This is a genomic window from Rossellomorea vietnamensis, assembly GCF_008180615.1.
Taxonomy (GTDB): domain Bacteria; phylum Bacillota; class Bacilli; order Bacillales; family Bacillaceae_B; genus Rossellomorea; species Rossellomorea vietnamensis_D.
In genome coordinates this window covers 12,462-25,743 of sequence record NZ_VTEH01000007.1, presented here as the reverse complement: position 1 = coordinate 25,743, position 13,282 = coordinate 12,462, and the positions used below count along the sequence as shown (strand labels likewise).

The 13,282-nt window shown below is 45.6% G+C and carries 13 protein-coding genes and 1 riboswitch; of the genes, 11 read left to right on the top strand and 2 right to left on the bottom strand.

What is annotated here, in order from left to right:
- Positions 1-118 precede the first annotated feature (118 nt).
- Entirely contained in the window at positions 119-247 is a 129-nt protein-coding gene (locus FZC79_RS23845) for a hypothetical protein (protein WP_286365367.1), read from the bottom strand.
- Positions 248-263: 16 nt separating this feature from the next.
- A riboswitch (cyclic di-GMP riboswitch) is annotated at positions 264-352 on the bottom strand.
- A 65-nt stretch (positions 353-417) separates the two neighbouring features.
- The gene (locus FZC79_RS10880) at positions 418-825 is read right to left on the bottom strand and encodes a helix-turn-helix domain-containing protein (RefSeq protein ID WP_187442746.1); all 408 of its coding nucleotides are present in this window, start codon (positions 823-825) and stop codon (positions 418-420) included.
- A 210-nt stretch (positions 826-1,035) separates the two neighbouring features.
- On the opposite strand from FZC79_RS10880, the gene FZC79_RS10875 reads away from it, so the two are divergent.
- From FZC79_RS10875 to FZC79_RS10830, 11 genes are all read left to right on the top strand, one after another.
- Positions 1,036-1,530, top strand: coding sequence for a hypothetical protein (locus FZC79_RS10875; RefSeq protein WP_148946828.1), 495 nt, complete (start codon positions 1,036-1,038; stop codon positions 1,528-1,530).
- A gap of 135 nt (positions 1,531-1,665) precedes the next feature.
- The gene (locus FZC79_RS23140; RefSeq protein WP_187442745.1) at positions 1,666-1,827 is read left to right on the top strand and encodes a hypothetical protein; all 162 of its coding nucleotides are present in this window, start codon (positions 1,666-1,668) and stop codon (positions 1,825-1,827) included.
- Positions 1,828-2,078: 251 nt separating this feature from the next.
- Positions 2,079-2,657, top strand: coding sequence for a transposase (locus FZC79_RS10870; RefSeq protein WP_148946827.1), 579 nt, complete (start codon positions 2,079-2,081; stop codon positions 2,655-2,657).
- A gap of 203 nt (positions 2,658-2,860) precedes the next feature.
- Positions 2,861-3,307, top strand: coding sequence for a hut operon transcriptional regulator HutP (gene hutP, locus FZC79_RS10865; protein ID WP_148946826.1), 447 nt, complete (start codon positions 2,861-2,863; stop codon positions 3,305-3,307).
- A gap of 202 nt (positions 3,308-3,509) precedes the next feature.
- On the top strand, positions 3,510-5,027 hold the full coding sequence (gene hutH, locus FZC79_RS10860; protein WP_148946825.1) for a histidine ammonia-lyase: 1,518 nt from the start codon (positions 3,510-3,512) through the stop codon (positions 5,025-5,027).
- A 14-nt stretch (positions 5,028-5,041) separates the two neighbouring features.
- Complete coding sequence (gene hutU / locus FZC79_RS10855) at positions 5,042-6,703, top strand: urocanate hydratase (RefSeq protein ID WP_148946824.1); 1,662 nt, start codon at positions 5,042-5,044, stop codon at positions 6,701-6,703.
- On the top strand, positions 6,703-7,983 hold the full coding sequence (gene hutI, locus FZC79_RS10850) for an imidazolonepropionase (protein ID WP_148946823.1): 1,281 nt from the start codon (positions 6,703-6,705) through the stop codon (positions 7,981-7,983). The genes hutU and hutI overlap by 1 nt, the downstream gene beginning before the upstream one ends.
- Entirely contained in the window at positions 7,961-8,917 is a 957-nt protein-coding gene (gene hutG / locus FZC79_RS10845) for a formimidoylglutamase (protein WP_148946822.1), read from the top strand. The genes hutI and hutG overlap by 23 nt, the downstream gene beginning before the upstream one ends.
- Before the next feature lie 165 nt (positions 8,918-9,082).
- Positions 9,083-9,820, top strand: coding sequence for an NERD domain-containing protein (locus FZC79_RS23605; RefSeq protein ID WP_148946955.1), 738 nt, complete (start codon positions 9,083-9,085; stop codon positions 9,818-9,820).
- Between the two features lie 929 nt (positions 9,821-10,749).
- Positions 10,750-11,295, top strand: a complete 546-nt coding sequence (locus FZC79_RS10835) for a sigma-70 family RNA polymerase sigma factor (RefSeq protein ID WP_148946821.1) — start codon at positions 10,750-10,752, stop codon at positions 11,293-11,295.
- Positions 11,261-12,517, top strand: a complete 1,257-nt coding sequence (locus FZC79_RS10830) for a hypothetical protein (RefSeq protein WP_148946820.1) — start codon at positions 11,261-11,263, stop codon at positions 12,515-12,517. The genes FZC79_RS10835 and FZC79_RS10830 overlap by 35 nt, the downstream gene beginning before the upstream one ends.
- Positions 12,518-13,282: the final 765 nt, after the last annotated feature.

Genomic DNA, 13,282 nt, shown 5'->3' with positions numbered 1-13,282 from the left:
TATTCCTCCAGTGGTTTCTGACCCTTCAATCATTTTATCGGAAATCCTCGAACTTTTCCATAAATTGTAGATGGATTACAAAAAAAACCTCCTTAAAGAGGAGGTCCTTTTCTACTTCTTATAAAGAATAAGTCAGGAAGGTGATTCCGGTAAACATAGAGACCATGATGACGAAGATCATAGCATACGTAATTTTCTTTTGCCGATCTTTTTTAATCTTCATTTCCTCTGGAGTCAGGAATTTCAATGTAATAATCCTCCTTTGCGGCAGCTGGCTGACATGATGAAAACTCTCATTTTAGTCCCTTTAGCTTTGCGTCATTATCTTTCAATAACTTTGCCTTTTCTTGCGGACTATTCTTCTATCGGTATTTCCTTCGAGAAATTAATAGGTATATAGTCGGATTTTGTCGAAGTTCAGTCTTCCAGTGTTTTAGCAAGGGTAGTTAGTTTTTGAAAGAACTTTTCCTGCTTTTTCTGATCAAAATAGGAAGCGGAAGTTATCAACCTTTTAAGGTGAGGATGTTCTTTAAGCATATTCACTGCACGCTCCAGCTCTTCATCCTCAAATTTTTCCCTGAGAACCATAGCATGCTCCGGGTTTTCACTAGGGTAGGCGGAACCCGAGATAATGTTATATAAATCCAGGGGAGAAAGCTGATATAAATGAACCAGCTTTCTTAAAATGTCATCAGGGAATTGGCTTCTTCCATTTTCATACTTATTCAGCAATTGTTTGCTGATATTTAAACGTTTAGCCACCTCTACCTGGCTCAACTGAACAATTTCTTCTCTATATCTCTTCATTGCTTCAGAAAAAATCATACTTTCACCCGCAGTCTTCATTAGATGTTATTAACATAACTCCTAGAAGAAAGAAGGGTTTGGAAGTTAATATATCGTTTACTTATATACGTAAAAAATATGTTTACTTTAGAAAAACTGTTGTCAATATACATATTTTCCCTTTAGTATAAGAATGTAGGGGAAAAAAGTCCTATTTTGTTGGTGAAAATAGAATAATGGGAGGAAACAATGAAAAATAAGGTGTTGCTGCTGACTTGTATGGATGCTGGGGGACTTAAGAGTTTAAAGGATTTTTATTTGGTATTCAGGGGTAAGTATTCAGAGGAATCCTTTCTTCTTACTTCTATAGGAAATTGCACACTGGCCATGAAGAGTTTAAATGAAAGTGACCTGACTAAAGAGAAAAGATTCTTGAGTTTCCTGCCTATCCCGTTGACGAGGTCAACAAAATTTCTGTTAAGAGCTGATGTTAATGGAATCAAGAGCATCCTGGTGTTAACGGTAAATGACAAAAACCTCCAGATAGTACCCTTTACCCCTTTTGATGAGCTGACAGAAGAAATGTTCAATCACATTGTCCAATGTTTCACATTGAAAAGAAAAGATACATATTTATCTTTTTTGTTACATCCCCACAAAGATACACAAGTCAAAACCAGCAAACATCCCGTAAAGCCTGACCTTCAGCCTGTCAAAATTGCAAAAAAAGGCTTTCTCTCTTAAAACCTTCACAATATATCCAAAAATTGTATTTACGAAACTTGTAGTTTTCTGGTAGAGTATGTATATTCATAACGTTTAACATTTCGCCAGACAGGTAAATACAATATATAGATAAGTATTTTAGGAGGTAATCTTTTGCAACAAGATTCAACCAATGAACAGCAGCAGTTACTCACTCTCATGCAAAAAGCCTTTGACAAAGCAAAACATGGAAATATGGATGCTTCCAAAATGGTATCATGGCTTCAAAAGGAACTTCAAAGTGAATATACATTCGTAAAAGAAAAAGCTCTTTAGACTGAATAAAGTCAAAGGTGCTTTTTTTGGTTGTTTTTGTAAGCGTTTTATCGAGCTGAACCACTAAAAGGGACAGTCCCTCTTAGTGATACACCGCGTTAATACGTTAATCCGCGAAAAGGGACAGTCCCTTGCAATACTTTAAAGCATTAAAGCCAACACTTATTCTTCTAAGCTAGAAGGAACTAAGCCCCTATATGAAGAAATAAATAGTCGTACCACCCACCATACAACTTGAAAGGAGATTATTAATGCCAAGACAAGCCCGAAACTGGTCCCTCGGAGCAACCTACCATATCATGATGCGGGGGAACCGAAAGTCGCAAATTTTTCACGAGCCAAAGGATTACCAAAACTACTTGAACCTACTCCAGCGGTCCTCCAGGAATGCCCCATTTCTGCTCCACTCCCACTGTCTGATGAACAATCACATCCATCTGCTTCTGCAAACCCTTAAACACACACCGACGAATATTTTCAGACCGGTCAATACCTGCTATGCGATGTACTATAACCACAAATATAATGCTGTAGGCCATCTCTTCCAAGGGAGGTTCAAGGCCAAACTCGTCGATACCACCTCCTACCTGCTTGGTGTCAGCAAGTATATTCATCTCAACCCCGTCGAGGCCAATCTTGTGAAAAAACCAGAACACTACCCTTGGAGCAGCTACCCCGCCTTTTATCAGCAAAAATACGATCCCCTCGTCCACACAGAAAAAGTGTTATCCTTCTTTCCCGACTCACCCGCATCTTCATACAACGAATTCATTCTTAGAAAGCTCACCTACCAAGAGCAGGAAGAAGCCGCCACCTACCTAAGACCATAAATCCTTTACCGCTTTAAAGTGCGAAGAGGGACAGTCCCTTTCAACACGTTAAAGTACTAAAAGGGACAGTCCCTCTCAACGCTTTAACGCGTTACCAATCTAAGTTTCTAAAATCTTCCTATAATGCGTTGACCACTTATAGAAAAACCCATACAATGAAACTAAGTTATTAGTAAATTCAGAAATCAAAAGGTGCGGAAGCCATGAAAATAGTTGATCAACACCGCATAGGCAAGAGTGCGCTTCTCCTTCTCCTAATGGACGAGACGGAAGAAGTATACAGCGAGCAATTCAAACAGTTAAACTGGCAGTATTGCACAGGCAAAGTCGGTTCGATGAACGTCCAGAAGATTGTGGCTGCGATTGAAACCGCAGCGAAGCGGAATGAGATTGTCAGGGAGGATCTCTACAGGGAGATGCACTCGCTGTACCATGCGACCATGGAAGCCATCTCAGGAGTCACCCGCGGGCAGACCCAGCTGGGAGAAATCCTCAGAACGGTCGGCCTGAGATTCGCTGTTGTCAGAGGCAAACCCTATAAAAATGCCGAAGAAGGCGAATGGATCGCCGTAGCGCTGTACGGAACCATAGGTGCACCCATCAAAGGCCTGGAGCACGAAACCATCGGCCTTGGAATCAACCATATTTAATAAGGAAGAGCCTATAGTGATTAGAAATCAGGAGGCTCGACGACAAAGCTTATTTGTCGTCGAGCCTCTTTTTGTTTTTCTGAATACAGATATTAGATTCTTTAACACTTTAAAGCACGAAAAGGGACTGTCCCTTTCAGTGCTTTAAACCACTAAAGCGCCACCAAACACCATCTAATAAAAATTCAAAGGGTGAACATGAATGATTGAACTGACAGGACATACATTGACAGTGGAAGAAGCGAAGAAGGTTATTTATTACAAGGAAAAGGTGACGTTATCGCCGGTGAGTTTGGTCAAGGTCAACAAAAGCAGGGAAGCGGTGGAGAGGATTGTCCGCGACGAAAGAATCGTTTACGGAATCAACACCGGCTTCGGCAAGTTCAGCGACGTTCTCATCGACCAGGAACATGTAGAGGAGCTGCAGCTGAACCTCATCCATTCACATGCCTGCGGAGTCGGTGATCCCTTCCCGGAAAAAGTATCCCGGGCGATGCTTCTCCTCAGGGCGAACGCGCTCCTTAAGGGCTATTCAGGGGTGAGACCGGCCGTAATAGAAACACTCATCTTACTCCTCAACAAAGGCATCCACCCGGTCATCCCGCAGCAGGGGTCACTCGGAGCCAGCGGAGACCTCGCGCCGCTTTCCCATCTGGCCCTTGCGCTGATGGGAGAAGGTGAGGTTTTTTACAAAGGTGAAATCCAGCCGACGCTGCCAGCTCTTTCAAAGGAAGACATCATGCCGATCACCTTGCAGGCGAAGGAAGGCCTTGCGCTTATCAACGGGACGCAGGCGATGACGGCTATGGGTCTTATCAATTACATCGAAGCCGAACAGCTTGCCTATCAGTCTGAAATGATTGCCGCCATCACCATCGAAGGTCTCCAGGGAATCACGGACGCGTTTGACGAAGATATTCATATCGCCCGGGGCTACCCTCAGCAGATTGCAACGGCAGAAAGAATACGGAATCATCTCGACGGAAGCCTCCTCACCACCTCCCAAGGCGAGCTGCGGGTTCAGGATGCCTACTCACTAAGGTGCATCCCGCAGGTTCACGGTGCATCCTGGCAGGCGCTCGATTATGTAAAAGAAAAACTGGAAATCGAAATGAATGCTGCAACAGACAACCCGCTCATCTTTGACAATGGAAAAAAAGTGATTTCCGGAGGCAATTTTCATGGACAGCCGATCGCCATCGCAATGGATTTTATGAAAATAGCCATTGCCGAACTGGCGAACATCTCAGAGCGAAGAGTGGAAAGACTCGTCAACCCGCAGCTCAATGACCTGCCGCCATTCCTGAGTCCGGAACCTGGCCTCCAATCAGGAGCCATGATCATGCAATACTGTGCAGCGTCACTTGTCTCGGAAAATAAAACCCTTGCGCACCCGGCAAGCGTGGATTCTATCCCATCTTCGGCGAACCAGGAAGACCATGTCAGTATGGGAACCATCGGGGCGCGTCACGCGTATCAAATTTTACAAAACGCAAGAAGGGTCCTGGCGGTCGAACTCATCTGCGGCTTGCAGGCGGTGGAGTTCCGTGGCCCTGAAAAAATGGCAAGAGCTACGCACCGGTTTTACACGGCAGCAAGAAAGCAGGTTCCATCCATCACGAAGGACCGCGTCTTTTCAAAGGATATAGAGAAAACACAGCTCTGGCTGCAGGACATGAACTGGCAGGACTTCAACTCAACCAAAAAAATCACCCAATAAGGGAGGAACTATTAATGGAAAAAACACGGATAGTCAGAGCCAAAAAAGGGCTGGAAATCGAATGCAAAGGCTGGGAGCAGGAAGCGGTCTTGAGGATGCTTTATAACAACCTTGATCCGGAGGTGGCGGAAAAGCCGGAGGACCTCGTCGTGTATGGAGGCATCGGAAAAGCGGCCCGGAACTGGGAATCCTTTGATGCGATTGTCAACACGCTGAGAACCCTTGAAAACAATGAAACGATGCTGGTGCAGTCCGGCAAGCCGGTCGGGGTTTTTAAAACCCATGAAGCGGCACCGCGCGTCCTCCTGTCCAACTCAGTTCTTGTGCCGAAGTGGGCAGACTGGGAGCATTTCCACGAGCTCGACCAGAAAGGCTTGATGATGTACGGCCAGATGACAGCGGGAAGCTGGATCTACATCGGAACGCAGGGGATTTTACAAGGAACCTATGAAACGTTTGCCGCAGTAGGCCGGAAACATTTTAACGGCTCACTGAAAGGCACGATTACATTGACGGCGGGCCTCGGAGGCATGGGCGGGGCGCAGCCGTTAGCGGTCACTATGAATGGCGGTGTGTGCATAGCGGTCGACGTCGATCCGGAGAGAATTCAAAAACGCATCGACACAAAATACCTCGATGTTCAAACCGATTCCCTAGAGGAAGCGTTAATGATGGCATACGAAGCAAAGGAAACCGGCAAGCCTCTTTCCATCGGCCTCTTGGGAAATGCGGCGGAAGTTCATCATGATCTGTTAAAAATCTCTGCCAAAATAGACATTGTGACTGACCAGACATCGGCCCATGACCCGCTGAACGGCTATATTCCGGAACAATATACCTTGAAAGAAGCAGATGCCTTAAGAAAAGAAAATCCAAGTCTGTACACAAAGCTTTCGAAAAACAGCATGGCCAATCACGTCGAGGCAATGCTCGAATTCCAGCGAAGGGGCAGCATCGTATTCGATTATGGAAACAACATCCGCCAAGTCGCCAAGGATGAAGGGGTGGAGGAAGCGTTCGGCTTTCCGGGATTTGTCCCTGCATATATCCGGCCGCTGTTCTGCGAAGGAAAAGGTCCTTTCCGATGGGCAGCTCTATCCGGTGACCCGGAGGATATTCACCGCACAGACCGGCTCATCAAAGAACTGTTCCCGGAAAACATGGAACTGCTGAGATGGATTGACATGGCTCAGGAAAAAGTCGCGTTCCAAGGGCTGCCGTCAAGGATCTGCTGGCTGGGATATGGCGAGAGGGTGAAAATGGGTCTTGCCATCAATGAGCTTGTCAAAAATGGCGAGTTAAAAGCACCGATCGTCATCGGCCGTGACCATCTCGACTGCGGATCTGTCTCATCGCCAAACCGTGAAACAGAATCCATGAAGGACGGAAGCGATGCCGTTGGCGACTGGGCAATCCTGAATGCACTGATTAATACAGCGGCGGGAGGATCCTGGATCAGCTTCCATCACGGAGGCGGAGTGGGAATGGGCTACTCGCTCCATGCAGGAATGGTCGTTGTCGCAGACGGTTCGGACCTTGCGCATGAGCGCCTGCAACGCGTCCTGACGACCGATCCGGGAATGGGCGTGATCCGCCACGTGGATGCGGGCTATGAAAAAGCGGAAGAAACCGCTGATAAATGGGGAATTAAAGTTCCAATGAAAGGAGACAAATAATGACCGGACAATACGATATACTGATAAAAAATATTGGACAGCTGCTGACGATGGATCATGGAGACGGGCCCATCAGAGGTGAAAAGATGGCACAAGCGCCAATGATCGAAAAGGCTGCCTTGGCGATCAAAGACGGAAAGATTGCCTGGGTGGGAAAAACCATAGAAGCGGTCTCTCTAACAGCAGACAAAACGATTGATGCGGAAGGCAAATTGGTGACACCGGGGCTCGTTGACCCGCACACACACCTCGTTTTTGGTGGATCACGCGAGCACGAAATGGCCTTGAAACAGCAGGGGGTCCCGTATCTGGAAATTCTCAAGAGGGGAGGCGGGATCCTGTCGACGGTGAAGGCAACCAGGGAAGCAACGGAGGAACAGCTTTTAGAAAAAGCGAGCTTCCACCTCGACCGCATCCTTTCCTACGGAGTCACCACCATGGAAGCAAAAAGCGGCTACGGGCTGGAAAAAGAAACAGAACTAAAGCAGTTAAGAGTTGTGAAAAAATTAAACGAGCAGCATCCGGTCGATTTAGTTTCCACCTTTTTAGGAGCCCATGCGATACCGCCGGAACATAAAGAAACCCCGGAAGCTTTTTTACAGGAAATGCTGAACCTGCTTCCTCAAATAGAAAAAGAGGGGCTCGCGGAATTCGTCGACATTTTCAGTGAAACAGGCGTCTTTACTGTCGAGCAGGCACGGACCTATCTTTTAAAAGCAAAGGAAATGGGCTTCGATGTGAAGATTCATGCTGATGAAATCGATCCGCTGGGCGGCACGGAAATGGCAGTCGAAGTGGGAGCGATTAGCGGGGAGCACTTGGTTGGTGCCTCGGATAAAGGGATAGGAATGCTCGGCACATCGGAAACCATTGCAGTTCTGCTTCCCGGCACTTGTTTTTACCTCAACAAAGACAGCTATGCGAAGGCAAGGGAAATGATCGGGGCAGGTGCTGCGGTTGCTCTCTCGACAGACTTCAATCCCGGCAGTTCACCGACGGAAAACCTTCAGCTCATCATGAATCTGGCCGCGCTGAAAATGAAGATGACGCCGGAAGAAATCTGGAATAGCGTGACGGTCAATGCCGCTTATGCGATCAACAGAGGAGAAAGTGCGGGTAAGATCGCGCCTGGCCGCCAAGCGGATATTGTTTTATGGGACGTTCCCAACTATCATTATGTACCGTACCACTATGGTGTGAATCATGTGAACACGGTGTGGAAGGCAGGCAAGCTAGTCTATGGAAAGGAGCGGGAGGATGAACAGGTTTACACATCTTAGGGAAGCAGGCAAGGCGCAGTTCCAGGACCGCTTTACAAAAAAAGCCCAAGAACTGCTCATGCCCTGGACGGAAGGTAAGAAAGGGGATATCGCCCTCGTCGGCGCACCCCTTTCCAAGTCTTCGATCAGCCATTCAGGTGCTGGCTTTGCTCCAGAAGCCATCCGCCGCTGCCTCAGTTCCTATTCAACCTTTGCCATCGAGGAAGAACGAGAGCTCGCAGACTACGGGTTTGTCGATTTCGGCGATATTCTGATGCACCCGACCTCCATTGTCGAGTCACAAAACAGAATCTATGAATCTCTTACGCAAGTTTGGGGAGAGGACGCCGCACCCTTTACCATTATTCTGGGCGGAGACCACTCTATCACCACTTCTTCCATAGAAGCATTCACAGAACATAAAGGAAGAATCGGGGTCATCCAGTTCGACGCGCACCATGACCTGCGGAATGTCGAGGACGGGGGTCCCACGAACGGAACGCCATTCCGCAGGCTGCTGGAGAGAGGCATCCTTAAAGGAGAAGATCTGGTGCAAATCGGGATCCGCAACTACTCCAATGCCGGAGCCTATTATCAATACGCCATGAAAAACGACGTGAGGGTGTATACAATGAAGGAAGTCCGCGAGAGGAACATCAGTGATATCATGCAAGAGTCCCTAAAAATGTTGGCTGAAAAAGTCGACACAATCTACCTCTCCGTGGACATGGACGTGCTCGATCAGGCCTTTGCACCCGGCTGTCCGGCCATCGGTCCAGGCGGGATGGATAGCAGCACCTTAATGGAAGCCGTCAGTATCGGCTGCCGGCATAAAAAAACAGCCGCCATGGATATTGTCGAAATCGACCCTACCTTAGACATCCGCGACATGACCAGCCGGATTGCCGCACACCTGCTGCTCAATACATTGAAAGACCGCACATCACCACACTAACGCGCTAAAAGGGACAGTCCCCTTTGCTGCTTCACCGCAGCAGAGGGGACTGTCCCTCTTTGTGCTTTAAAGGGCTAAAGCGACCATATTCTACAAAAAAAACAAGTCAACTTTTGTCATTTTATGGTACTCTAGTAGAAAGATCATCTATTCGGAGGTAACCACGTGCTCATTCTTTTTAGTTTGTTAGTGATCGGCGCCGCTGTCCTCGGCCTGCCGCAAGTGAAGGGGAGAATTGGAGAAGGCTGGGTGAAATATTTCTTAAGCAAGCTCGATCCCGAACGCTATTTCATTCTGCATGATATTCTGCTGCCGGGCCAGAACGGAAAAACAACTCAGGTCGACCATATAGTCGTCTCACCGTATGGAATTTTTGTGATAGAAACCAAGAATTATAAGGGCTGGATCTTTGGCAGCGAAAAGAGCAAAAAATGGACACAGCAGATTTATAAAAACAAGCAGCAATTCCAGAATCCGATTCATCAGAACTACGGCCATATCGAAGCAATTAAACATATCTTAGGCGAGCAGGTAAAGCTGCCCTATGTCTCCATCATCGCCTTTAATACTAAAGCGGACCTGAAAAAGATCAACATCACTTCGCCAGACACTCATGTCACCTATGACACTAGAATAAAGAAAACAATAGAGTCTTACGGAGATAAAAGAAATTCCATACCCTACGCAAAAGCAGTCCATGACCGTTTGAAGTCAGCAGCAATTGCAGGCAAAGGGGCAGTCAAAAGCCATGTCACCCAGATAAAATCAGACAGAAAACAAGTCAAACTTAAGGTACATAATAATGTCTGTCCAAAGTGTGATGGGAACCTTCTTGAAAGAAGAGGGAAGCATGGCCGTTTTAAAGGATGTTCTAACTATCCCAAGTGCCGCTATACTGCTTAACATGAAGGATCATCCAAGTGGATGGTCCTCCATTTTTTGATATGGCTCTTTCCTGCAAATAGAGGAATGAATTTCCCTTATTTCCTGAATAGCAACGGAAACAGCTTAAATAGAGGAAGAAAGTTCCTTTATTTGCATAAAAACCCTAAGATATAGCACCTTTTCCTTAAATAAGAGAAATAACTTCCTCTATTCACTCCAGTATGAGCTTGAAACTGAAAATAACGGAAAAATCTTCTCCTATTTTTTCCTGAAAGATATTTAATTAAGGGAATAACTTTTTAAATCATATTTTCTAAAAGATTGTTCCCTTTTTAATGCCATTTTCCCTCCTCAGTTTTGAGGCTTTCGCTGCAGACATACGACCTCCTGCAAAATTACCAGTGATTTAGTTCCAGCTGCTAGCCATTGGGGGTCATATAATCCTCGTCGAAAAGCCACTCTTGCCTGTCGGACTGGAAAGGTCCCTTTTAAGCTAGCTGATGACGCACTTAGCGGTCAGGGGCTGGCCCAGTACCTCGGATAGTAAATAGAGGGAAAAATTCCCCCTATTCACCTAAATTACCCTGAAAGTAGCTTAAATAGAGGGAGAAACTCCCCTTAATCACTCAAAATACTGGAAAACAGGTGCTTTTTCTTAAGATAAGGGGAAAAACTCCCTCTATTCACTACAAAAATAAGCATGGATTTGAAAATAGCGGGAAAAAATCCCCTTATTTTTTCGGAAAGAGCCGTAATTAAGGACATTGACTTTTGGAACACAGCAGCCCATAACCATAAGAACGGACTTAACTGCAAGAAGACTTCGGTCTCTTTCATGAAGTCAGAATCACACACTCATATGGAATTTTTGAGACACACCCACCACCAGCACCGTCTAAACCATGAATACATAAACCACATCACAGAAAAAGGGGGGATCAGCGGGTTTGGAAGATAGAATTAAAGTCTTGGAGGACTTGATCGATGAACATGAAGCAGCAGTCACGAAGCTGGCTTTTACCTATGTAAAAGATTGGTCAACCGCTCAAGACATTGCACAGGAAGTATTTATCAGCGTGTTCAATGCGCTGGATACCTTCCAACATCAATCAGCCTATAAAACCTGGATTTATAGAATCACCGTCAATAAATGTAAGGATATGCTCGGGTCTGCCTACTTCAGAAGAAATATTTTAACAGAATCAGTGGCGCGGATCTTTAAGGGAAGTGAAGGGGACACGGCCGACAAGGTCATTCGGATGGAAGAGATGAAGGGGATTTCGAGAGATGTCTTTTCGCTGCCGGAAAAATACAGGGAAATCATCATTCTTTATTATTATGAGGAACTGACAACAGAGGAAATCGGTGAATTGCTGGATATCGGTTCATCCACCATCAGGACACGGCTGGCAAGGGCCCGCCAAAAACTCCAATCGCTAAGCAAAAGGAGGGATCAGGTTGAACAGAGACCCGCTGAAAGATTTAAAAACTGAATTGGATGAAGAAGTATTTCACAAGCAGAAGTTAAAAAGCAGGAAAGATGCCATTTTAAAAGAAGCACGTGAAGGAATGACAAATTCTCAGAAAAAAAGTCCAAGGTGGGCTCCTGTTATTGCAGCACTGGCCATTCCGGTGATCGGGTTTTTGTTGATGGGGCCTATGCTTCTAGAGCAATTCCCACAGCTATCGGACACAAACCCTGATGAAGTGACGGAACCCTCAAAGAAAAAGATTGAGGAAACACCTAAAGCCAGCGAGATCAAAAAACTTTATTCCTCATTATGGGATCAAGAAAAGCTGAACTTTCGAGCGATGTATTTACTTGCGGACTATAAGATAGACGGAAAGGAATATATCATCGATACAGGGTTTGAATACAGAACCGACGGAAACCCCAGTATCAATCAGCAAAACATTCACAATGACTCCCGTGTCATACTGGAAGACAATCTTTTATATTATAAAGAAATCGACAAGCCTGCAACGGTTACAGCTATTCTTGATCCAACAGACTATCTGAAGGCAGATCATAACTCTGAAATCCTGTCTTACCCTTATTATCCCGCGAAGCTTCCAGAGGATATTGCGAGTAATCAATACACTTGGAAAATTAGCGAAGAGGGAGAACACGGGATACTAGTAAATGGACTTACAGATAACAAGAAACTCAGCTTGAAGGAGTTTTCGGCAAAAATCCATCCAGAGACCGGCATCCTGCTCAGTTTCGAAGGGAAGAATCAAAAAGGAGAGAAAACGATAGAATGGGAGGACAGGAAATTCTACTATAATGAAGAGTCTTTAGGAATCAGTGATTCTAACCAAATGTATATTCAGTATGAAATGAGTACAGAAAGAATCCTTACCCCAATCCTGAAAGAATTGCTGTCTAATGAGAACGATGTGTGGAAGAATGCCATAAGCTCAATTGGCCTAGAGGCTTCCAATGAAGTGGCCCCAATTAATGTGAATGTAAAATTAAATAGAAAAATTAGTGAAACAGAAGAAGAACAAACAGCCCAGAAAATAGCAGTGGCTTTGCAGAATAATAATGAATCCCCGATAGCACAGTACGTCGATTTCGAAATCAACTTTTACCTTCCTAAAGCTGAGAAGGCTTACCGGAAAGCTTACACAGAATCATCCCTGCAGCATAACGAAGACCGATATGACGAAGACGGAAACCCGAAAATAAAGTGGATAGACATCATCAAATAATTTCTCTTCGTGCTTTAAAGGATTAAAATATCAACTGAAGCAAAACCCTGTTTGGAGTTAATGGAACAGGGTTTTGCCTTCCTACTAATAAGCTGTTAACCGGTATCTAACTCTTCTAATGAAGACCAGTGCTGCCGAGCGTAAACATGAGGACATATCTAAGCCGAAAACGGGTCACTCATGTATTCGGAAGCGCAGCGTGGGGACATATCTAAGCCAAAAAGGCGTCACTCGTGTACCCAGAAGCACAGTGTGAGGACATATCTTAACCCGGGTCCACCAACTCATGTACCCAGAGCAACAGCGTGAGTACATATCTAAGCCAAAAAGGCGTCACTCATGTACCCAGAAGCGCAGTGTGAGTACATATCTAAGCCGAAAAGGCGTCACTCATATACCCAGAAGCGCAATGTGAGGACATATCTAAGCCAAAAAGGAGCCACTCATGTACCCAGAAGCGCAGTGTGAGGACATATCTAAGCCAAAAAGGGGTCACTCATGTATCCAGATCCGCCTCATGAGTACATATCTAAGCYGAAAAGGGGTCACTCATGTACCCAGAAGCGCAACATGAGGACATATCTAAGCCAAAAAGAGGCCACTCATGTATCCAGAGCCCCAGCGTGAGTACATATCTAAGCCAAAAAGGCATCACTCATGTACCCAGAAGCACAGTGTGAGTACATATCTAAGCCGGAAAGGAGCCACTCATGTATCCAGAGCCGCAGCGTGAGTACATATCTAAGCCAAAAAGGAGTCACTCAT